Source organism: Streptomyces flaveus (genome assembly GCF_014647675.1).
GTDB classification, from domain to species: domain Bacteria; phylum Actinomycetota; class Actinomycetes; order Streptomycetales; family Streptomycetaceae; genus Streptomyces; species Streptomyces flaveus.
On sequence record NZ_BMPQ01000008.1, the window covers coordinates 62611 to 84525 of the forward strand.

Consider the following 21915-nt stretch of genomic DNA (forward strand, 5'->3'; position numbering starts at 1 on the left):
GGCCCTGTAGGAGCCGACGCCGAATCACGACCCGCACTCGCCGAGGGCTCCCCGTCACCGAAACCCTCGTCGTCCCCTCACGGCGAATCGCTGCCCACAAGCGTGATCAAACGGACACGTCACGTCAACACCTGTTCGGGGATTCATCACTTACGACCGATTTGTGAGCGCACGCACGGAAGCATTACCCGGCGCACTGGCGCTCCGCCGGGTAGCGCGTTTCGAAGCTGCGGGTTGGTTGTGGCCGGTCGCGCAGTTCCCCGCGCCCCTTAGGAGGCCTGCGGCCTCCTAAGGGGCGCGGTACCGCACCGTCCGATCAGACCGCCTCGTACGCCAGGTCCTCGTACGCCGTCGCGCCACTCCGGTACGCCGCCGCGCCGCCCTCGCACGCCGCCGGAGCCGCGTCGCACGTCTCCGCGTCCGCGCTCCGGTCCGAACAGCGGTCCACCTCGCACCAGATGCGCTTGCCGGCACCCTCGGGGCTCCAGCCCCAGCGGTCGGCGAGGCCGTCGACGAGCGCCAGGCCGCGGCCGTTGGTCTCGTCGCCGTCCGCGCACCGGGGGCGCGGCGGGCGGTCGCTGGTGTCGGCCACCTCCAGGCGGACCGTGGCGGGGACCTCTCTGCAGGCCTCTCCCGAAGCGCCCCCCTCCGTCGCCGCGTCGCCCGCCGCACCCGGCAGCGACAGACGCAGTACGGCCGGACGGCCGGTGTGCACCACGGCGTTGGTGACCAGTTCGGAGACGAGCAGGATCAGCGTCTCGGCCAGCGGCTCATCGGCTCCTATACCGGACCCCGCGATCCGTGAACGGACCCATCTGCGGGCGCGCCCCACCTCTGCGGGGTCGGGCCCGATCTCCAGCTGCGCTTGAAGCACCTGCACCGTTCACACCATCCGAACCGGCGGACACATCGCCTCGCGGCCAAGGGCCACGATCATGGGCAAAACAGGGGTCACGGACCGTGATTCCCTTACGTGACAGCATGGTTGACGTACAGTCACCCCAACAAGCGCTTCGGGCATATTCCAGCGCGAAGGAGTATGCGTGCGGCATACTGTGCGACGCTCGCCGTGGGGAGCCGAACGGGCTGGACCGGGGCTTGATCCCGCCCTGCGAGGGCGGCGCACCGCCGGGCCCGGAGCCGCCTCAGGGGCAACACCGGGATGGCTCGGCCTCAGAACCACTCGCATCCCACACAAGGTACCGGAGCACGCCGCCGACTCCAGGCCGTGACGGATCACACCTCGGACACAACCCGATATCGACGCACGGTAATTCCGGTATGCCACATTCCGCGGCATCAGTCCGTTTCGGGATGCCACGATCGGCGACAAAGAGGTCACGCGGAGGCCGTTCAAGTGGCTCGCCTATCGCGCCGCCGGGGACAGCAGATCCTCCGCGAGTGCCTCCTCGGCGTCCGCCGCGCTATGGCCCCGCCGGGCCCGCACCCAGGCACGTTTCAGATGAAGGTGCACGTCGGACTCCCATGTGAAGCCCATGCCGCCGTGCACCTGGAGGCAGTCGCGGGCACCCTGTCCGGCCGCCTCGTCGGCGAGCAGTCCGGCCGCGGCGATGTCGAGCGGGTCGGCCGTGACGGCGGCCGCGTACACCGCGCCGCGTGCCACCTCCACGCGTACCAGCATCTCCGCGCACAGGTGCTTGACCGCCTGGAAGGCTCCGATCGGCTGCCCGAACTGCTCACGCGTCCGGGCGTGTTGCACGGCCAGCTCGCAGGTACGGGCTGCCGAGCCGAGCTGCTCGGCGGCCGTGAGCAGGATGGCCACGGGGTCGGCCGGGGCGGCCCGCGGCACCCGGTGGAGGGGTGTCAGCGGGTCTGCCGAGCGCATCGCGACGGCTCCCGTCACGTCTCCGCGTACGACGTCCGCCTCGTCCAGCCACTCCACGAGGGTGCCGTCCACGGCCGCGACGACCCGCTCGCCGGTGGCGGCTCCGGGGACCTCGCCTGCCGCCAGGTGCGTGGCCACCAGCGGGCCGGGCAGCAGGGCCCGGCCCGCCTCCTCGAAGGCCAGGACCGCCTCGGGGAGCCCGAGTCCGACACCGCCGTCCGCCTCGGGGAGCCTCAGCGCGAAGAAGCCCGCCTCGCCCAGCTCGCGCCACAGTGCGCGGTCGAGACCCGGGGTGTCCACCGCGGCCCGGAGCTGTTCGCGCCCGAAGCGGCCGGTGAGCAGTTCGCGTACGCCTGTCCGCAACGCCCGCTGGTCATCGGTGAGTTGGAAGTCCATGTCGGGAGGTCACCGCCCCTTCGGGAGGCCCAGGATCCGCTCGGCCACGATGTTCCGCTGGATCTGCGAGGTGCCGGCCGCGATGGTGTACGAGAGGGACGACAGCCGGTCCAGGGTCCACTCGCGGGACAGGTCCAGCGATTCCGGGCCGAGGACCTCGGCGGCGGCGTCGTACAGTTCCTGCCGCGCGTGCGAGTACCTCAGTTTGAAAACCGAACCCCCGATGCCCGGGACGCCCTCGGTCCGTTCGGACTCGCTGACGTTCCACTGCGTGAGCCGCCACAGGGCGCGGAACTCGGCGTTCAGCCTGCCCAGCCGCCGGCGCAGCGCCGGGTCGTCCCAGCGGCCGTTCTTGCGCGCCTCGCGGGCCAGTTCGCCCAGGACGCGTCGGCTGGCCACCACCTCGCCGACGAAGGCCGTGCCGCGTTCGAAGGAGAGGGTCACCATGGTCACGCGCCAGCCGTCGTTCTCGGGGCCGACCCGGTTGGCCACGGGCACCCGCACCTCGTCGAGGAAGACCTCCGCGAACTCGGTGGAGCCCGCGAGCGTCCGCAAGGGGCGGACCGTGATCCCCGGGGCATCCATCGGCATCGCGAGCCAGGAAATGCCCCGGTGTTTCGGCGCCTCGGGATCCGTACGCACCAGCAGCTCGCACCAGTCGGCGACTTCCGCATGGGAAGTCCAGATCTTGGACCCACTCACCACGTAGTCGTCGCCGTCACGCCACGCGCGCGTGCGCAACGCCGCGAGGTCCGAACCGGCGTCCGGCTCGCTGAACCCCTGGCACCACACCTCCTCGCCGCGCAGCACGGGCGGCAGCCAGCGCGCCCGCTGTTCGTCGGTGCCCTCGGCGGCGATCGTCGGCCCGGCGTGCAGCAGGCCGACGAAATTGGCCCCTACGTAGGGGGCACCTGCCTTTTCCGTCTCCTCCAGGAAGATCAGATGCTGTGTCGGGGTCGCCCCTCGGCCACCCGCGTCGACGGGCCAGTGCAGGCCCGCGTACCCGGCGTCGTACAGCATGCGCTGCCAGCCGAGGTCGTACGCGCGCCGGGCCGGCCAGTCGTCGGGGGACGGCTTCGGGGGCAGCGTGGGGAGCACCTTGCCCAGCCACTCACGCAGCCGCGCGCGGAACTCCTCCTCTTCGGGCGTGTACGCGAGGTCCATGACGCGTCCGCTCGTCCTGTCCGGCTACTTGTCGAAGTCCAGGTCCAGCATGCGGATCGCGTTGCCGCGCATCAGCTTGTAGACCGTCTCGTCGTCGAGGCCCTTCACATGGTCGAGGGCGACCTCCTTGGTGTGCGGGAAGGTCGAGTCGACGTGCGGGTAGTCGGTCTCGAAGGTCGCGTTGTCGCGGCCGACCACGTCCAGCGAGGCGACGCCGTGCTTGTCGCGGAAGAAGCAGCAGAAGATCTGCCGGTAGTAGTACGTCGACGGGGGCTCGGGGATCAGGTCGCGTACACCGCCCCAGGCGCGGTGCTCCTCCCAGACGTCGTCGGCCCGCTCCAGGGCGTACGGAATCCAGCCCATCTGCCCTTCGGAGTAGGCGAGTTTGAGCTGCGGGAACTTCACCAGGACGCCGCTGAACAGGAAGTCCATCATCGAGGCCATTGCGTTGTTGAAGCTGAGCGAGGCCTGGACGGCGGGGGGTGCGTCCGGGGAGGCGGCGGGCATCTGCGAGGACGACCCGATGTGCATGTTGACGACCGTGCCGGTCTCCTGGCAGATCGCGAAGAACGGGTCCCAGTAGCCGGAGTGGATGGACGGCAGCCCCAGGTGGGTGGGGATCTCGGAGAAGGTCACCGCCTTGACGCCGCGCGCGGCATTCCGCTTGATCTCGGCGACCGCGAGGTCGATGTCCCACAGGGGGATGATGCACAGCGGGATGAGCCGGCCGCCGCTGTCGCCGCACCACTCCTCGACCATGAAGTCGTTGTACGCGCGCACACAGGCCAGGGCCACTTCCTTGTCGTGCGCCTCGGCGAAGGTCTGCCCGCAGAAGCGCGGGAAGGTGGGGAAGCACAGGCTGGCCTCGACGTGGTTGGCCTCCATGTCCTTGAGGCGCTCGACCGGGTCCCAGCAGCCCGGCCGCATCTCCGCACGCGTGATGCCCTCCAGCGTCATCTCGTCGCGGTCGAAGCCGACGGCGGCGATGTTGCGCTTGTACGGGAACTTGAGGTCCTCGTAGATCCACCAGTCGGTCGGCGGTCCGTCCGGGTCCATCGTGATCTGGTACTTGCCACCCACGTACGCGAGTTCCCCGATGCCCGCGGTCAGCGGCTTGGGCCCGCGGTCCTGGTACTTCTTCGGCAGCCAGGTCTCGAAGAGGTGTGCGGGCTCGATCACGTGGTCGTCGACGCTGATGATCCGAGGCAGTTCGGTCATGGGTCCAGTCCCCTCCGGCGGGCGGATGCGACAGCCCGTATCTGATGGACCGTCAGAAAGAAGGCTAGCTTCGCACCCCTGGACCGACAAGGCGGCGCGGCCTACGCTCCTGCCTACGATCTGACTAGCCGTCAGTTTTAGGCCTCTTGGGGGAGCCGTCGTGACTGATACCGCGCATGCCCTCGGTACCTCGCACACCTTCTGGGAGCTCGTCGAACGCCGTGCCGCGCTCACGCCCGACCGTCCCGTCCTCCTCCAGGACGACCGCACCCTCACCTTCGAGGAGCTGCGTTCGGGGGCGGAACGGGCGGCTGCGGGCCTGTACGGCATGGGGGTGCGCCCCGGCTCGGTCGTCGCCTGGCAGCTGCCCACGCGGATCGAAACGGTGCTGCTCGCCATGGCCCTGGCGCGGATCGGGGCGGTGCAGTCTCCGGTCATCCCCTTCTATCGGGACCGCGAGGTCGCCTTCGCGCTGCGGGAATCCGAGGCCGCGTACTTCGCCGTGCCGGGCGAGTGGCGCGGCTTCGACCACACGGCGATGGCGCACCGCATCGGGGCGCGGGGCGTCTTCGAGGCGTACGACTCCCTGCCCGACGGCGATCCGGACGTACTGCCCCCGCCGCCCTCCGACGGCACCGACGTGCGCTGGATCTACTGGACCTCGGGCACGACCTCCGACCCCAAGGGCGTGCTGCACACGGACCGTTCCCTCATCGCGGGCGGGTCGTGTCTCGCGCACGCGCTGCGTCTGTCGGCGGACGATGTCGGCTCGATCGCGTTCCCCTTCGCGCACATCGGCGGCCCGGACTATCTGGTGATGCTGCTGCTGTACGGGTTCCCGGCGGTGCTCTTCGAGAAGTTCGCGCTGCCGGAGTCACTGGAGGGGTATCGCAAGCACGGGGTGACGGTGGCGGGCGGGTCGACGGCGTTCTACTCGATGTTCCTCGCCGAGCAGCGCAAGCAGCCCGGCACTCCGGTCATCCCGACACTGCGGCTGCTCGCGGGCGGCGGGGCGCCGAAGCCGCCCGAGGTGCACCACGCCGTCGTACGCGAGATGGGGGTCCAGCTCACGCACGGGTACGGCATGACCGAGGTGCCGATGATCACGATGGGGTCGCCGGACGACACCCCCGAGGACCTCGCGACGACCGAGGGGCGGCCTCCCGAAGGCATGGAGATACGGATCGTGGACGGCGAGGTGCGGCTGCGCGGGGAAGCCGTCTGCAAGGGCTATCTGGACGCGGCGCAGACCGCCGAGGCCTTCGACGAGGACGGTTTTCTGATCACCGGGGACCTCGGGCATCTCACGGAGAGCGGCCATCTGGTCCTCACCGGGCGCCTGAAGGACGTCATCATCCGCAAGGGCGAGAACATCTCGGCCAAGGAGATCGAGGATCTGCTGCACCGGCATCCGGACGTCGGCGACGCCGCGGTGATCGGGCTGCCGGACGCCGAGCGCGGGGAGCGGGTCTGTGCCGTGATCGAGGCGGTCGAACAGCCGTCAGGGGCTTCGGCGTTGACACTGGAGACGGTGACTTCGTATCTCCGCGCGGAAGGGCTGTCCGTGCACAAGCTGCCGGAGCAGCTGGAGGTGGTGGACGCCCTTCCGCGCAACGAGACGCTGCGGAAGGTCCTCAAGTACAAGCTGAGGGAGCGTTTTTCGGGGTCGGCTACTCCGGCACCGTGAAGTAGCGGGCGAAGGCGGTCACGACCTCCGGCTCGGTGATGCGGCCGTCGGCGTCCGTGTCGAGGGCGCCGGCCGCGGTGGCGGCGATGTCCTCGGGTACGCCGAGGACCTTGAGGACGCGCGCGGTCTCGCCGATGGTCACCGCGCCGTCCTGGTCGCTGTCGGCCACGGCGAGTACCGCGTCCAGGAACGGGCGGGCGATCTCGGCGAACCGGTCCGGGTTGTCGCGCAGCCGCTTGACGGCGCCGTTCACGAACTCCTCGCGGGTGATCCGCTGGTCGCCGTCCCGGTCCGCGATCCCGGCCATGCCCTGCCAGAAGGCCTCCGCGCCGATGTAGAGGGCCTGTCCTCTCTCGGACCGGGCCGTCGTATCGAACTCGGCGAGCAGCGCCTTGGCCGCCGCGTTGAAGTCCGCGCGGTCTATATAGCCGTTGCCGTCCTGGTCGAAGGTGGCGAACCGGGCGGCGATCCGTCGCTCGTACTCGGTGCTGACCATGTCTTTTCAGGCCGCCTTACACATCAGATGGGGTGCGTCTGGCAGGGAGCGTACGACGCCGGGGGCTCCCGAGGAGCGAAAAACGACGCTTGTGCCAAGACCGGGGTAATTCCGCGACAACGGCGTCGCGATCTCTCAAGGGTGATCAACGTCGGCGCGTGACAGAGATCACTCCGACAGGAACCGCCCAGAGGGGACGGGTCCGAAGGGGACCGGTCGGAAGGGGACCGGTCGGAAGGGGACCGGTCGGAAGGGATTCACGCCGACAGCGGGCTCGACTCGTCGTCCACGGCCGCGCCGACGTCCGGGTAGACGTCGAAGAGGCGGCGGACGCCGAGGGCGCCGAGGACGCGGTTGACGTGCGAGCCGTCCACGGCTCCCTGGGCGGGGAGGATGAGGCGGAGGCGGCCCTGGCAGGAGCTGATCAGCCGACGGGTGGCTATGAGTACGCCGACGCCGCTGGAGTCGCAGAACAGCACATCGGAGAGGTCGAGTACGAGGCTGTGCCGGCCGTCGGCCACGGCGTCGTGCACCCGTTGTCGCAGTACCGGTGACGTCACCAGATCCATCTCGCCCGATACCTGGAGCACGGCCCAGCCACCCTGCTCGCCGTCGGTCACCCTGAGCGTCACGCGCCTGCCTCTCCCTCGACGATGCTGATCTCCCATTGAGCCCGGACCGGGCCCCAAAAGGTCCCGATAATGTCCGCAAGGTCCGCGAAGACCTGGGAAGGGAAGCGGAAGCGGTTCCTGCATTTCCCTGGGTGCGCGGCTGCCCCGCCCTCGCTCCGCGAAACTCCCGGACCCCGAAACGAATTGCGTCTCAGGCGCCTTGTTTCGGTCGTACTCGGTCTACTTCGATCCTGTCTGATCAGACCGAGAAAGGGTAGACGCATGCACAGCGTGAGGAGGTCACTACCATCCGCGGCCCTCCCAGGAGCGCGCATTGTGGCAAAGGGGCGTGCGCCGTCAGGGCTGCCGACTACATTCGAGAGTATGCCGGGGACAAGAATCCGGTGAACAAGGGACAGGTGCCGGGCACGACCGGGGGTGAGGGGGCCGCATGGCCGACAGGGACGCGCCGCCCCGCTGGGACCGCAAGATGCAGCAGCGGCTCGCACGGGGGGAGGCTGCCGCGCTCGGTGAGCTTTACGACCGCTTCTCTTCACTTGTGCACGCACTTGCCCATCGCGTGCTCAATGACGAACAGGCTGCCGACAGCATCACCCGCGAGGTCTTCGCCCACGTCTGGGAGGACCCGGAGGCGTACGACCCCAGGCAGGGTCCCCTCCGCTCCTGGATCGCCACGCTGACCCACCGCCTCGCCGTGCAGCGCCTGCGCCAGACCGAGACCGCCGCGCTCGCCCGGGGCGGCGGTGGCAGCACGGAGGAGCTGGAGCGCAAGGTGCGCCGCGCCTCGGTGGCCGCCCGCGCCGACTACATCGTCACGGCCATGCCCGCCCCGCTGCGCGCGGCCCTGGACCTGGCGTACGTCCAGCGCCGCGACTACCGCCAGGCCGCCGCCGACCTGGACGTCACCGAGGACGAGGCCCGCCGCCGACTGCGTCTCGGTCTCCAGTTGCTGGCCACCGCCCACGACAGCGGACCGTCCGGGACCCCGCCCGAACACGGGGGTGGACGGTGAACGACGCGGACCACTTCGGGGAGCACGGCGGAGACGAGAAGGACGACGTCCACGACGCGCTCGGGGAGCAAGCGGAATCGGAGGAGGGGTACCGCGGCCCTGTGGGTGCCCAGGGCAACGGCCCACCCGGCAGGGACGGCGGGGACAGCCAGGACGGCGGGGACGACGGCGGGGACTTCGGGAACGGACCGCAAGGGCCGGGCAACGCCAAGGAACCCAGGAACGGTCAGGCGCCCGACGGGCCGCCGCGCATCCCCATGCCGCGTTCCTCCGTGGAGGACACGGGGCTGCCGCTGCCCGATCCGCCGCCGGCGCCGCTCCTGCTCGAACACCGGGTGCTGAAGTCGCTGCTCGGCGCCTGGGCGCTGGCCGCATGCTCGCCGGAGGAGACGGCGGCCGTGGAGGAGCACCTCGGGATCTGCGGTGCCTGCGCGGACGAGGCGCTGCGGCTGCGCGAGGCCGTCGGGCTGCTGCACAAGCCGGAGAGCCTCGATCTGGACCCGACGCTGCGCACGCGGGTGCTCGAGGGCTGCCTCGCCCGGCGCCCGCCCCGTATACCGGTGCCCGAATGGGCGGCCCCGTACGACGCGGAGGCCGCCCGGCTCGACGCGCTGCTCCAGGACTTCGGCGACGCCGAGTGGCACGCGCCCGTACGGCTGCACTGGTTCGAGGGCGACAAGCCCACGAATCGGCGTACGACCGTCGCCAAGGTCATCGCCCACCTGTTGGCCGTCGACGGTCTCGTAGCGGTCGCCCTCGGCCTGGACGACCCGCTCGGCGACATCGCCGCGCGCGCCCAGACCCCGGCGGGCCGCACCGAGGCCTTCTGGCACGCGGCACACTTCCCGCACACCCGCTCCGTACGCGGACCGTGGCGCGAGCAGAGCCACGACCTCGTGCGTACGGTGTCGTTCGCGGCCGGAGGTTCCGGGCAACTGTCCGTGCCGTACGGCGACTTCGAGTTGCCGCTGCGGGACGCGATGCTGGACCGGGCCTTCGAGTGCTGGATGCACGCGTGGGACATCGCGGAGGCCGTGGACTATCCGTACGAGCCGCCCGCCCCGCGGCAGTTGCACCGGGTGATCGACCTCGGGGCACGCATGCTGCCGGGGGCGCTGGCCGCCCGCCGGCAGGCGGGGCTCGCCGGGCCCGGCCGCGCGCGGCATCTCGTTCCGGCCGGTGCGCCGGGCCGCAGCCTGCGCCTGGAGATCGAGGGTTCCGGCGGCGGCGAGTGGCTCATCCCGCTCGACTCTCCCGGCGCGCTTCCCTCCGCCGACCACGAAGTGGCCCATGTGGCGCTCGACGGGGTCGAGTTCTGCCGCCTGGCGGCCGGCCATGTCTCGCCCGAGGAGGCGGCAGCCGGGCAGAAGGGGGACCGGGAGGCGATCAGGGACGTACTGTTCGCGGCGGCTTCGATGAGCCGGATGTGATGCAGGGGATGTGATGCAGGGGCGCATACGCCCACGCGCCAGGCTTCAGGCGAAGACGCCAGGCCTCAGGCGAACACGACCGTCCGCCGCCCGTTCAGCAGAATCCGGCGCTCCGCGTGCCACTTGACCGCCCGCGCCAGCGCCTGGCACTCGACATCGCGCCCCACGGCGACGAGTTGGTCCGGCCTGAGCTCGTGGCCCACGCGCTCGACCTCCTGCTCGATGATCGGCCCCTCGTCGAGGTCGGCCGTCACATAGTGCGCGGTGGCGCCGATGAGCTTCACCCCGCGCGTGTGCGCCTGGTGGTACGGCTTCGCTCCCTTGAAGCTCGGCAGGAAGGAGTGGTGGATGTTGATGATCCGGCCGCTCAGCTGCTTGCACAGGTCGTCGGAGAGGACCTGCATATAGCGGGCGAGGACGACCAGTTCCACCCTCTCCTCGCGCACGAGCTCCAGCAGCTGCGCCTCGGCCTGCGGCTTGTTGTCCCTGGTGACCGGGAGGTGGTGGAAGGGGATGTCGTACGAGGCGACGAGTTCGGCGAAGTCTGTGTGGTTGGACACCACGGCGGCGATCTCCACGGGCAGCGCACCGGTCCGGGCGCGGAAGAGCAGGTCGTTCAGGCAGTGGCCGAACTTGCTGACCATGAGGACGATGCGCATCTTGTCCTCGGCGCGGTTGATCTGCCAGTCCATCTGGAAGGAGTCACCGATGGCGGCGAAGCTGGCGCGCAGCTTGTCCAGGGTGACCGGCGGTTCCGCGGAGAAGTGGACCCGCATGAAGAACAGCCCCGTGTCGTGGTCGCCGAACTGCTGGCTGTCCTCGATGTTGCACCCGGTCATGAAGAGGTAGCTCGACACGGCGTGCACGATCCCCTTCCTGTCCGGGCAGGAGAGGGTCAGGACGTACTGGTCGGCGGCGGGCTCGGCCCCGCGGACGGACTGCTCGGTCATGCAGGCCAGGGTCCCATACCGGTACGACGCGGAGAGCGCACGTTCCACTCCACGGACGCACGACCGCTCGTACGGCCGGACGTACGGTCAGGCCGACCGCGTCATGATGCGGAGCACCTCGAGCGTGCGCGGTTGTGCGTCCGGGTCCTCCCCGTCGCTCGTCGCCATCCGCACATGCGCGTCCCGGGCGGCCCGCACGGCCTCCGGCCACGCCTGGTGCTCAAGGTAGGCGGAGACGGGCGCGTCCGGCCCCACCTGGTGCATGATCCGCAGCACGCGCAGTACGGCGCTGTCGACGAGCGCCGCCTCCTGCGAGTCCCGGAAGATCGTGCCGACGTATTTCTCGGCGGACCAGTTGTCCAGCCAGGTGTCCTCGACGAGGCGGTAGACGGCGTCGGTGACGTCGCCGTATCCGTCCACGCCCGCGAGCCAGACGTTCTGCTGGAAGCCGGGGTCGGAGAGCATGTGCAGCGCGGAGCGCACATTGCTGCGCCAGCGCCACCACGGCATGTCGTTGAGTGGCATGCCGCCCATGGTGGATGAGCGGCGGCCATGACGGGAAGAGTTCTCCGAACCTTGCACGGTCACCGATCGTACGTTCCCGCCCGAATCCATCCGCGTGGACCCCTGCTATTCACCTTGGCGTCACCGATTGTTGAGCAAGGATCACACGGGCATTTGGAATGTGGCGGAATCGTGCATGCTCATGACCGGCAGGCGTAGCACCACCACCCCCCTCCGCCCCCGAAGCATCAGGGCCACCATGCTGTCCACGGGCGCCCTGGTGGCGTGCGCGTCCCTCGCCGCTGGTTGCGGGGTGGTCTCCGGGGGCACGGGGGGCTCCGGAGACGGCCCCGTGACCGTCATGACCATGGCCCCGGAGAAGACCAGGACGACGAACAAGCCCGGTATGCCCGCCATGGCGAAGACCTACGCACGCTGGGTCAACAAGGGCGGCGGCATCAACGGCCGTGAGCTGAACGTGATCACCTGCAACGAGCGCAACGACTCGGTGGGCGCCGCCGAGTGCGCCCGGCGCGCTGTCGACGAGAACGTCGTCGCGGTCGTGGGCTCGTACAGCCAGTACGGCCGTTCCTTCCTCTCCCCGCTGGAGGCGGCCGGCATCCCGTACATCGGCGGGTACGGCCTCACCGACGACGAGTTCACCAGCCCGAACTCCTACCCCGTCAACGGCGGCCAGCCCGCGCTGCTGGCCGGCCTCGGCCGGGAGCTCGCCAAGAACTGCGGCCCCGTCACCCTCGTACGCCCGGACACGATCGCCGGCGACGGGCTGCCGGTGCTGCTCGACGCCGGCCTCACCGCCGGAAACCACGCGGAGGCCGGCGACCTGCGGGCCGTCGAGGACGCCACGGAGTACTCGCGGCATGCCGAGGACGCCATCGAGCGGGCCACGTCCGACCCCACGAAGAAGGGATGCGTGGTGCCCGCGCTCGGCGACCGCACGAACACCTTCATGGACTCCTTCCGGCGCATCGCCGAGGACTACCCGGCGGTACGGACCGCGACCGTGCTCGGCAGCGTCGACCAGTCGGTGATCAACGCCACGGGCCGTACGTACGAGGGGGCGTACGTCACCGGCTGGTACCCCGCGTCGAGCGACGCGCGCTGGGACGCGATGCGCGATGTGATCCAGAAGGAGGCCTTCGGCGACAACCGGATCGACGCCTCGGACGCGGGCGTGCAGACCACGTGGATCGCGTACACCGTCCTGGAGAAGACCATCGAGTCGCTGGGCGACGGCGAGGTGTCCGCGCGCACGGTGCGGCGGGCGCTCGATGACGGGCTGAAGATCGAGACGGGCGGGCTGACGCCTACGCTGAGCTGGGCCTTCCAGGATCTGATCGCGGCGAGCGGGTTTCCGCGGGTGATCAACTCGAACGTGACCTTCCAGGTGGTGCGCGATGGACAGCTGGTCGCGGCTCGGAAGGGGTTTACGAACGTGTCTCGGATCCTGGAGAACGCGGGTTAGCTCCGCGGGTTGCCTCCGGCGGTTGGGCGGGTTGGGTTCGTTTTCGGGTGCGGGTGTGTGGGTGGCTGGTCGCGCCGTTCCCCGCGCCCCTGGGTGGGTGGTGGGTGCGGGGCCGTGGGCCGGTGCGTCAGCCCGTCGCAGGGCGGGCATACGGCCCTGGCCTGGTACAAGGCCCTGGTTCTCCGAGACCGGACCTACGCGACGGGCATACGACGCACCGGCCCACGACCCCTCCCGCCGGAGGGCAAGCGCGGGCACGTCGTGGCTGACGGTTCGTGGAGCCGCAGGTTTTTGCTTTTAGGGGCGCGGGGAACTGCGCGACCAGCCACAGACGGCCCGCAGTCGCCCATGAACCGAACCCACCCGCCCAGTAGGCGCCCCGTCAAAGCTGGGTCGGCTGGCGTTCGGTCAGGCCGTAGGTCTGGGCTATGGCGTTCCACAGCGGAGCGGCCTTCGCCTTCTGGGTGGTTGCGGTGCCGCTTTCGCGGTTGCCCGCCCGGGTCTGGGGGGTGGTGCGGGCCTGGCCCTTGGGACAGCCCTTCTTGGCTGCGACCTGGTCGGCCCAGGTCGCGTAGTGGGTGTCCGCCGAGGCGGAGGCCTTCCAGGCGCTGTTGAGCGCGGCGGTCAGCTGGGCGTGGTTCGGCAGCTTGTCGACGGGGAGGCTCGCGAGGCGGGTGACCAGTCCGTTGCGCTGCTCGGCGGCGTTACGCAGGTCGGTGGCGGCCTGGCCGAGGTTGGTGCACGTACGTACGTTGGATACGGCCCTGATCACCGCGTCACGGCTGTCGTTGCTGTCCGCCAGGAGCTTGTCGAGGGCCACGGCCTGGGCCTTGGCCGGGTCGGCGGAGGCGGAGGCGGACGGGGACTCCTCGGCGGTGGGGGCGGTGTCTGCCACGGTCTTGTTCTCGTCGCCGCTGTCGTCGCCTCCGCCGCCGCTGAGCAGGGCGCCCGCGCCGATGCCGAGCACGGCGATGCCGACGCCTACGGCGGCGATGAGGGGTATGCGACCGCGGCTGCTCTTGCCGCCGCCGTTGCCGTGGCCGCTGTCCGCCGCCCCGCGCTCGCGCCGGGCGGCGCGTCCGCCGGGCGCCGACTGCAGGTCGAACTGCGGCAGCTGCTGCGTGGCGTCCGGGCCGTCCGACGTCTCCCGGAAGAGGTTGTCGAACTCGGCCGGTGGCTGCCGGTCGCCCGGCGCGCCAGGGCGTATCCCGTACGCCGCGCCTGTGGGCTGCGGCTGCGCGGGAATCGGCGCGATGTACTGCGTGGCCTCGGCATTGGGGTCGGCGGCGGGGGGCAAGGGCCCGGCACCCGCCCCTGTGGCCGTGGCTCCCGCGGCGGGCATCGGCCCAGGCCCGCCCTGCCGGACCCGGCCAAGGAACCGCGTCGCCTCGGCGTCGGAGGGTGCCGGGGCCTCCGGCGGCAGAGCACCCGGGCTCACGGGAGGGATGTACTGGGTGGCGCCCTCATCGCCGGGCGCCCCGGACGCTCCGGTCGGGACGGGCGGCAGGTACTGGGTGGCGCCTTCGTCTCCACCGGCTGCGGGAGGCAGGGGAGCGGAGTGCCTGCCCGGCCCGGAGGGCTGCGACTGCGCTGCGCGCTCGGCGGGGGGAAGGGGCGCCGCGTGACCGGCTGAGGGCTGGGAGGGGTCGTACGCGGCTGGTGTCCGGGAGGCTGCGGGGTCGCCGGCTCCCTGTGGGGCGGCGTAACCGCCTTGGGCCTGTGGGGCAGCAGGACCGGTGGGCCCTTGCGGGGCACCGTGCCTGCCGGACCCCTGCGGCGCCGAGTGACCGGCGAACGTCGGCGAACCAGCGGCGCCTCCCTGCGCCTGCGGCCCACCAGGATTGCCCGGCGCCTGCGAGGCGCCCGGCTCGGCAGACGCCTGCGGGGCACCGTGTCTGCCGGACCTCTGCGGGGTCGGCTGACCCGCGAAGTCCGGTGAAGCGGCGTAGCCGCCTGGTGCCTGCGGGGCCGTGTGCTCGGCAGGAGGCAGTGGCGCCGACTGGCCATGGGGAGTCTGCGGCGTGCCGTACGCGTCCGGCGTCTGCGAGCCGGAGGCACCGGTGGGCGCCTGCGGAGCGCCGTATCCGCCCTGCGCCTGCGGCCCTGCGGAGCCGCTTGGCGCCTGCGGCGTGCCGAATCCGGCCGTCCCCTGCGGCGCGCCGTACCCCTCCGCCCCCTGTGGCGGTGTGGTCGGGCCCTCCGGGGGGAGCCCTCCCGTTTCAGGTGACTGGTGCGGTTGTGGAGCCGGTGCGTTGGCCGGAGGGGGCTGGTGGCCCTCTCCGCTCGGTGCCGACGGGGCGCCCCACTGGGGCGGGGTGTCGGCGCTCTGTGTGCCGTACTGGCCGTACTGCGGCGCCGTGGCGGAGCCCTGCGCTCCGTACTCCGAGCCCTGGTCGCCGGTCCAGCCGGACGTGGGGTCGGACGGGGCGCCCCAGGACGGAGCGGGGGTGCTCCCGTCCTGTGCCGTGTCCTGCCAGCCCTGGTCCTGATCCTGGCCCGGCGGAGCCTGCGGTGGCCGGCCGGGGCCCCAGGGCTGGTCCCAGGACTGGCCGCCCGCCGGCGTCGTGTGGTCCGGTGGGGTGCCCGGCAGCAGAGGGGCGCTGCCGTCGGACGGCAGCACGATGCCTTCGCGCGCGGGGCGCGGCGAGGGCTCCTCGCCCTGTCCGTTCTGCGTCACCGGGACTCCTACGAATGGGGGACCTATGGAATCATCGGTTCACGCTACCGGGTCCCCACAATCCGATGCCACGCAGCTCAGGACGTGACTCTCGCCCCACCGCGCACGTGTAACAGAATCGCCGCGCAGGACGCTGTTAATGGCCTCTCAGGCCCTCTCACGCCGCCGCCTGCAGATCCAGCCGCGCCCCGAACTCCCGTACCACCGGCTCGTCCTGGTACGGCTCCAGCCGCTGCTGGAAGTCCTCCAGGTACTCGGCGCCACGGTTGGAACGGAGCGTGTTGAGGAGCTCGACCGCCTTCATCCCCGTATGGCAGGCCTGTTCCACCTCACGCTGCTGCACCTGCGCGGTGGCCAGCAGGACGAACCCGATCGCGCGGCGCCGGGCGCGCGACTCCGGGTGCCCGGCGAGGGACTCCTCCGCACACCGCGCGGCCGCCTGGGCCTGCCCGAGGTCCCGATGACAATGCGCCAACTCATCGGCCAGATACGCCTCATCGAAGTGCGCGATCCACCGCGGATCGTCCCCGGAGGCGTCGTCGGCCGCCTCCATCGCGTTGACCGCCCGCCCCGACGCCACCTGAGCCGCCCGCGCGTCACCCATGAGCGCGTGCCCGCGCGCCTCCGCGGCGTGGAACATCGCCTCCGCACGCGGCGTCACCCGCCCGCGCGCCCCCTCCTGCGCCGCCCGCGCCAACTGCGCGATCTCCCGCGGGTTCCCGAGCTGCGCGGCCAGGTGGCTCATGGACGCGGCCAGTACGTACCCGCCGTACCCGCGATCCCCCGCCGCCTGCGCCAGCCGCAGTGCCTGGATGTAGTAGCGCTGCGCGAGCCCCGGCTGCCCGGTGTCGACGGCCATATAGCCCGCCAGCTCCGTCAACCGCGCGACCGCCGCGAACAGTTCACGCCCGACGGCTTCCCGGTACGAGCCCGCCAGCAGCCCGGAGACCACGCCGTTCAGGTAGTGCACGACCACCGGGCGTACGTGCCCGCTGCCGTACTGGTGGTCCAGATCCACCAGCGCCTGCGTCATCGCCTTCACCGCCGCCACGTCGGCCGACCCGACCCGCGGCCCCACCGAGCGCGCCACCTGTGCGTCCGGCGCGGAGATCAGCCAGTCGCGGCTCGGCTCGACGAGCGCGGAGGCGGCGACGGACGAGCCGGACAGGAAGTCCCGCCGCCCCACGTCACTGCGCCACAGCTCGCAGACCTGCTCTATGGCGCCGACGACGGTCGGCGAGAACTGCAGGCCCACCCCGGAGGCGAGGTTCTTGCCGTTCGCCATCCCGATCTCGTCGATCGTGACCGTCCGGCCCAGCTTGCGGCCCAGCGCCTCGGCGATGATGGCCGGCGCCCGCCCGCGTGGCTGCTGACCGCGCAACCAGCGCGCCACGGACGTTTTGTCGTAGCGCAGATCGAGACCGTGTTCCGCGCCGCACATGTTGACCCGGCGGGCCAGCCCGGCGTTCGAGCAGCCCGCTTCCTGGATGAGCGCTTGCAGCCGCTCGTTCGGCTGCCTGGCGACGAGAGGCCTTGCGGCCATGGCGTACCCCCTGTGGCTGCGGTGCCTGCCCACGCACCGAGTTGACGTGTCCTCAGCGGCCGGAACCTCCTCCGGCTTCCGTGAAAGGAACGAAAAGATCCGGCCTCGAAGATCAATGCCCCGCGGACAAACCGAAGATGCGAGACATACGAGGATTGCCGGGGTACGGACAGTTGCCGTACCCCACACGTGGCTACCCAGCCCCCGCTGCCGTTGCCCGTGCGCGCCCCCACCCATGCATCCATGCGCCCCACATGCGAAAACGGTGCTCCCCCACCGCGCACGCAGGGGCCGTAACGCCCGGTGGGTGCGGGAGTTGAGCTGTGCATGGAAGAGACCATCACCAGCACCGAAGCCGCGCGGATCCCCAAGCAGCGCGGGGAAGCACTGGAAACACTGCAGGACATCGCCGTGCGCTATGCCGAAGAGCGCCACTGGGACGTGTTTCCCGGCACTTGGCTGGAAGCCGTCGACGGGGTGCAGCGCTGCTCGTGCGGCGAGCCCTCCTGCATCGCACCCGGCGCGCATCCGGCGCGGGAGGACTGGCCGACACAGGCCACGGGCAGTGCGACCGCCGCGCGCCGGCTCTGGGCGAAGCAGCCGACGGCGTCGATCCTGCTGCCTACGGGCCGTACGTTCGACGCGATTTCCGTCCCGGAGACGGCGGGGTTCCTCGCGCTCGCCCGCATGCGGCGCATGGAGCTGACGCTCGGGCCCGTGACCTGCACACCGGACCGGCGGGTGCAGTTCTTCGTGCTGCCGGGTGCCGCTGCGAAAGTGCCCGATCTCGTACGGAAGCTGGGGTGGCCGCTCGCCTCCCTCGATCTGGATGTGCTCGGTGAGGGTACGTATGTGGCTGCGCCGCCTACGCGGTTCGGGGCGCACGGGAGGGTTCAGTGGGCCTGTCGGCCCACGCCCGCCAACCGGTGGTTGCCTGATGTGGAGGAGTTGATCTCGCCTATCGCTTACGCGTGTGGGCGGGATGTACGGCGGTCGCTCCGCGGGTAGGCGGTAGGACGGCTGCGGGTCCGTTGTGGCTGGTCGCGCCCACGCGGCGGAGCCGCAAATCGACAACAGCCCCGCGCCCCTAAAGGGTCGCTGCCCCGTCGGGTGCGTATTTACCTGCGGGTCGTCGTGGGCTGAGCGCGCAGTTCCCCGCGCCCCTTATGGGGCTCTGCCCCGTATCGTGCACCCATGACGGAGGGAGCCGACGTGGGCGAAGTCGCCGTGCGCGTGCAGGGGTTGTGGAAGCGGTTCGGGGAGCAGGTCGCCGTTGCGGGGGTTGATCTGGAGTTGCCCGCGGGGCGGTTCATCGGGCTGGTCGGGCCGAACGGGGCCGGGAAGACCACCACCCTGTCGATGGTGACCGGGCTGCTGCGGCCCGACCAGGGGTCCGTCGAGGTCGTCGGGCATGACGTGTGGCGTGATCCGACGGAGGTCAAGGCCCGTATCGGTGTCCTGCCCGAGGGGCTGCGGCTGTTCGAGCGGCTTTCGGGGCGGGAACTCCTCGCGTACACCGGGCGGTTGCGGGGGCTGCCCGGTGCCGAGGTCGACAAGCGGGCCACCCAGCTCATGGACGTACTCGACCTGGCCGGCGCCCAGCACAAGCTCGTCGTCGACTACTCGACCGGGATGCGGAAGAAGATCGGTCTCGCCTCCGCGCTCCTCCACAACCCCGAAGTCCTCTTCCTGGACGAGCCGTTCGAGGGCGTCGACCCCGTCTCCGCGCAGACGATCCGCGGCGTCCTGGAGCGCTACACCGCCTCCGGCGCCACCGTCGTCTTCTCCTCCCACGTCATGGAGTTGGTCGAGTCGCTGTGCGACTGGGTCGCCGTGATGGCCGCAGGCCGTATCCGCGCACACGGCACGCTCGCCGAGGTGCGCGGCGCGGAGCGCTCCCTCCAGCAGGCGTTCCTCGAACTCGTCGGGGCGAACGGCCGCGACACCGCCTCCGACCTCGACTGGCTGGGCGGCGGCGCCCGATGAGCACGACCGCCTCCGTCGGCTCGGTCACCCCCGTCGTCGTACGCCTGAAGCTGTCCCTTCTGCGCAACGGTCTGCGGCAGTCGGCCGGACGGCGGGCCGCGTACGTCGCGTCGATCGTCTTCGTGCTGCTCTTCGCCGCGCTCCAGCTCATCGGCCTGATCGCGCTGCGCGGCAACACGCACGCGGCGAGCGTCACCGTGCTGCTCACGGCCGTCCTGGCGCTCGGCTGGGCCGTGATGCCCCTGTTCTTCGCCGGCGGCGACGAGACGCTCGACCCGACCCGCCTTGTGATGCTGCCGCTGCGCCCGCGCCCGCTCGTGCGGGCCCTGCTGGTGGCCTCGCTGGTCGGTATCGGGCCGCTTTTCACGCTGTGCATGTTCGCCGGTTCCGTGATCGCGATGGCGCACAGCACGGCCGCGTACGTCACCGGGGTCGTCGCGATCGTCCTCGCGCTGCTCGTCTGCGTGGCCCTCGCGCGTGCCGTCGCGACGGCCAACACCCGGCTGCTGACCAGCCGCAAGGGCCGCGATCTCGCCGTGCTGAGCGGACTGGTGATCGCCGTGGGCGCGCAGCTCGTCAACTTCGGGGCGCAGAAGCTCGGTTCGTCCGGCCTGTCGACGCTGGACCCTGCGGCCGAGGTGCTGCGCTGGGTGCCGCCCGCCTCGGCGATCGGCGCGGTGGACTCGGTGAACGAGGGTTCGTACGCCACTGGAGTCGCCCAACTCGCCCTGAGTGCCGGGGCGTTGGTGGCCCTGCTGGCTCTCTGGCAGCGGAGTCTGACCCGGCTGATGACCTCGCCGGACGGCTCCACGCTCCAGGCCGCCGAGCCCACGCGGGACAAGGCGGGCCGCTCGTCCGGCCTGTCCCGGCTGCTGCCCGCCGGGCGCACGGGCACGGTCATGGAGCGCAGCCTGCGGTATGTGTGGCGCGACCCGAAGACGAAAGCCGCGTGGGTGACCTCGCTCGCGATCGGGCTGATCGTGCCGGTGTTCAACGCGCTGCAGGGCACCGGTTCGATCTATTTCGCCTGCTTCGCCGCCGGGATGCTCGGGATCCAGATGTACAACCAGTTCGGGCAGGACACGTCCGCGTTCTGGATGGTCGCGCTGACCATTTCCTCCACACGGGACGCGTATGTCGAGCTGCGGGCGCGGGCGTTGGCACTCCTGCTGATCACGCTCCCGTACGCGACGCTCGTGACGGTCCTGACCACGGCGATGCTCGGCGACTGGCCCGCCCTGCCCGAAGTCCTGGGCCTGTCCTTCGCGCTGCTCGGCGCGATGCTGGCCACCGGAGCCTGGTCCTCCGCGCGCTTCCCGTACTCGATCCCGCAGGAGGGCTACAAGAACGTGGCCCCCGGGCAGGCGGGCCTCGCCTGGATCTCCATCTTCGGCGGCATGGTCGCGGCAGCCCTGCTGTGCGCGCCGGTCATCGCGTTCACGATCTGGCTGCATGTGTCGGCGGGCGGCGAGGACTGGACATGGCTGCTGCTGCCGCTCGGGACCGCGTACGGCGCGGGGATCACCCTGCTGGGGCTACGGCTCGCCGCACCGCGGACGGCACGGCGGCTGCCGGAGATTCTGGCGGCGGTCAGCAAAGGGTGAGGCAGAGCGCGTCTTACGGGTGAGGGGGCTCGGCGCTCGCTTTTTCACCGCGCCCCCGGCGGAGCGAGCCCGTCCAGGAACGGTTCGATCGCCGCCCGCCACGCGTCCGGCTGGTCGTAGTGCACGAGGTGGCCGGCGTCGGCGACCTCCGCGTACTGGCCCTGGGGCAGGACGCGGACCATCTCCTGGGACTCGGCGCGGCCGAGTTCGCCGTCGAGGCCGCGTACGACGAGGGCGGGGCAGCGGACCTGGGTCAGCTCCTCCCAGTGGGCGTCGTACACCCAGGTCTCGCGGGCCTTGAGCATCTGCCCGGGCTCGAAGACGGGGCGCCAGCCGTCGTCGGACTCGGCCATGACCTCGGCGTAGAACTCGCCGCGGGAGGGGTTCGGGCGTTCCACCCAGGGGTCGTCCTCGCCGAACCACTTGCGGACGTCGGCGAGCGTGGCGAAGGGGGCGGGCCACGACTTGAACCACGCCTCCCACTCGCGCTGCGAGGCCGCGCCGAGTGCGGAGGCCCGCATGTCGCAGATGATCAGGCCGCTTACGAGGTCGGGGCGCTTCGCGGCGAGCTGCCAGGCGGTCAGCGCGCCCATGGAGTGGCCGATCAGGACGGCGGGGGCGAGACCGAGCTGTTCGAGCGCGGCCTCGGCGTCGTCGACGTACGCCTCACGTGTGTACGGGCCCTCGGGGGGCTTGTCGCTCTGGCCGTGGCCGCGCTGGTCGAGTGCGACGGCGCGATGCCGCTCGGAGAGCCAGCGGGCGGTGGACGCCCAGTGTGAGGCACGGCCCATCAGACCGTGCAGTAACAGCACGCCCGGCGTCCGCTCGACCTCCCCGGCCTTGGGAGGATCGGCGAACTCCCAGGCGGCGAGGCTTACGCCGCCCGCTCCGGTCACGTCGATGCGCCGCACCATACGTTGGCACCCCCCTTGATCCACTCGGCCCGCTCGTCCCGCACGAGTCGGCCGTCGCGCTCGTACTGGCTCGTCGTACCGCTGCTCCTGCTGGTTGTTGCCGCTGCTTGTGCTCGCTGGTTGCGCCCGTTGAATATTCCTGCGTCCCGTGCGGGGGTTCCGTTACTCCCACGTTATCGAATGTCCGTTCGAAAACGAGGTCCTTGCACGGTAACACCCCTCCTTCGAGTGACACCCTTCAGGGATTGATCGCCGCCGCCGAGGGGAGATCTTCAGCGGGAGGCGGGCCGCTCGGGGAAAACGGTCCGAAGGGGATGACCCTGGGAGCTCGGGGCTCCGGGTCAGCACAGGGGAGGACAGGCCCCGGCGC

Annotated in this window: 18 protein-coding genes; 7 read left to right on the forward strand and 11 right to left on the reverse strand. The window is 71.0% G+C overall.

The window, feature by feature from the left end; genetic code table 11:
- Positions 1-316 precede the first annotated feature (316 nt).
- From IEZ21_RS18250 to IEZ21_RS18265, 4 genes are all read right to left on the reverse strand, one after another.
- Complete coding sequence (locus tag IEZ21_RS18250) at positions 317-880, reverse strand: ATP-binding protein (protein WP_189322978.1); 564 nt, start codon at positions 878-880, stop codon at positions 317-319.
- A 486-nt stretch (positions 881-1366) separates the two neighbouring features.
- Positions 1367-2242, reverse strand: coding sequence for an acyl-CoA dehydrogenase family protein (locus tag IEZ21_RS18255; RefSeq protein WP_189322979.1), 876 nt, complete (start codon positions 2240-2242; stop codon positions 1367-1369).
- 9 nt (positions 2243-2251) lie between these two features.
- Complete coding sequence (locus IEZ21_RS18260) at positions 2252-3406, reverse strand: acyl-CoA dehydrogenase (RefSeq protein ID WP_189322980.1); 1155 nt, start codon at positions 3404-3406, stop codon at positions 2252-2254.
- Between the two features lie 24 nt (positions 3407-3430).
- Positions 3431-4624, reverse strand: coding sequence for an amidohydrolase family protein (locus IEZ21_RS18265; protein WP_189322981.1), 1194 nt, complete (start codon positions 4622-4624; stop codon positions 3431-3433).
- A 160-nt stretch (positions 4625-4784) separates the two neighbouring features.
- Here IEZ21_RS18265 and IEZ21_RS18270 point away from each other — a divergent pair, with 160 nt between their 5' ends.
- On the forward strand, positions 4785-6311 hold the full coding sequence (locus tag IEZ21_RS18270; RefSeq protein WP_189322982.1) for a class I adenylate-forming enzyme family protein: 1527 nt from the start codon (positions 4785-4787) through the stop codon (positions 6309-6311).
- Here IEZ21_RS18270 and IEZ21_RS18275 read toward each other — a convergent pair.
- Positions 6295-6807, reverse strand: coding sequence for an EF-hand domain-containing protein (locus IEZ21_RS18275; protein ID WP_189322983.1), 513 nt, complete (start codon positions 6805-6807; stop codon positions 6295-6297). The two genes, IEZ21_RS18270 and IEZ21_RS18275, sit on opposite strands and share 17 nt — an antisense overlap.
- A 257-nt stretch (positions 6808-7064) precedes the next feature.
- Entirely contained in the window at positions 7065-7475 is a 411-nt protein-coding gene (locus IEZ21_RS18280) for an STAS domain-containing protein (protein ID WP_051744797.1), read from the reverse strand.
- A gap of 394 nt (positions 7476-7869) precedes the next feature.
- Between IEZ21_RS18280 and IEZ21_RS18285 the strand changes: the two genes are divergently transcribed.
- Together IEZ21_RS18285 and IEZ21_RS18290 are read left to right on the forward strand one after the other, a co-directional pair.
- Positions 7870-8451 carry a sigma-70 family RNA polymerase sigma factor gene (locus tag IEZ21_RS18285; RefSeq protein WP_033321929.1) on the forward strand — a complete coding sequence of 194 codons (582 nt, stop codon included), beginning with the start codon at positions 7870-7872 and terminating at the stop codon, positions 8449-8451.
- A complete protein-coding gene (locus IEZ21_RS18290) occupies positions 8448-9881 on the forward strand; it encodes a zf-HC2 domain-containing protein (RefSeq protein WP_246567862.1) in 1434 nt (477 codons plus the stop codon). The genes IEZ21_RS18285 and IEZ21_RS18290 overlap by 4 nt, the downstream gene beginning before the upstream one ends.
- A 65-nt stretch (positions 9882-9946) precedes the next feature.
- On the opposite strand, the gene purU is transcribed toward IEZ21_RS18290, so the two are convergent.
- Together purU and IEZ21_RS18300 are read right to left on the reverse strand one after the other, a co-directional pair.
- Complete coding sequence (purU, locus tag IEZ21_RS18295; protein ID WP_189322984.1) at positions 9947-10831, reverse strand: formyltetrahydrofolate deformylase; 885 nt, start codon at positions 10829-10831, stop codon at positions 9947-9949.
- An 87-nt stretch (positions 10832-10918) separates the two neighbouring features.
- A complete protein-coding gene (locus IEZ21_RS18300) occupies positions 10919-11419 on the reverse strand; it encodes an SCO4402 family protein (RefSeq protein ID WP_033321927.1) in 501 nt (166 codons plus the stop codon).
- A 118-nt stretch (positions 11420-11537) separates the two neighbouring features.
- On the opposite strand from IEZ21_RS18300, the gene IEZ21_RS18305 reads away from it, so the two are divergent.
- Positions 11538-12821 (forward strand): ABC transporter substrate-binding protein, encoded by a 1284-nt coding sequence (locus IEZ21_RS18305; protein WP_189322985.1) that lies wholly within the window; start codon positions 11538-11540, stop codon positions 12819-12821.
- A gap of 382 nt (positions 12822-13203) precedes the next feature.
- Here IEZ21_RS18305 and IEZ21_RS18310 read toward each other — a convergent pair whose 3' ends face one another.
- Positions 13204-15498: a hypothetical protein gene (locus tag IEZ21_RS18310; RefSeq protein ID WP_189322986.1), complete on the reverse strand. Its 2295-nt coding sequence runs from the start codon at positions 15496-15498 to the stop codon at positions 13204-13206.
- 157 nt (positions 15499-15655) lie between these two features.
- Positions 15656-17041 carry an NsdA family TPR-like regulatory protein gene (locus IEZ21_RS18315; protein WP_189322987.1) on the reverse strand — a complete coding sequence of 462 codons (1386 nt, stop codon included), beginning with the start codon at positions 17039-17041 and terminating at the stop codon, positions 15656-15658.
- A 327-nt stretch (positions 17042-17368) separates the two neighbouring features.
- Between IEZ21_RS18315 and IEZ21_RS18320 the strand changes: the two genes are divergently transcribed.
- The 3 genes from IEZ21_RS18320 (at position 17369) to IEZ21_RS18330 (ending at position 20631) form a co-directional block, all read left to right on the forward strand.
- Positions 17369-18049, forward strand: a complete 681-nt coding sequence (locus IEZ21_RS18320) for a bifunctional DNA primase/polymerase (RefSeq protein ID WP_189322988.1) — start codon at positions 17369-17371, stop codon at positions 18047-18049.
- A 186-nt stretch (positions 18050-18235) separates the two neighbouring features.
- Complete coding sequence (locus IEZ21_RS18325; protein ID WP_189322989.1) at positions 18236-19027, forward strand: ABC transporter ATP-binding protein; 792 nt, start codon at positions 18236-18238, stop codon at positions 19025-19027.
- A complete protein-coding gene (locus tag IEZ21_RS18330) occupies positions 19024-20631 on the forward strand; it encodes a transporter (protein WP_189322990.1) in 1608 nt (535 codons plus the stop codon). Before IEZ21_RS18325 ends, IEZ21_RS18330 begins: the two co-directional genes overlap by 4 nt.
- A 44-nt stretch (positions 20632-20675) precedes the next feature.
- Here the strand turns inward: IEZ21_RS18330 and IEZ21_RS18335 are convergent, their stop codons facing one another.
- Positions 20676-21545, reverse strand: a complete 870-nt coding sequence (locus IEZ21_RS18335) for an alpha/beta fold hydrolase (protein ID WP_189322991.1) — start codon at positions 21543-21545, stop codon at positions 20676-20678.
- Positions 21546-21915 lie beyond the last annotated feature (370 nt).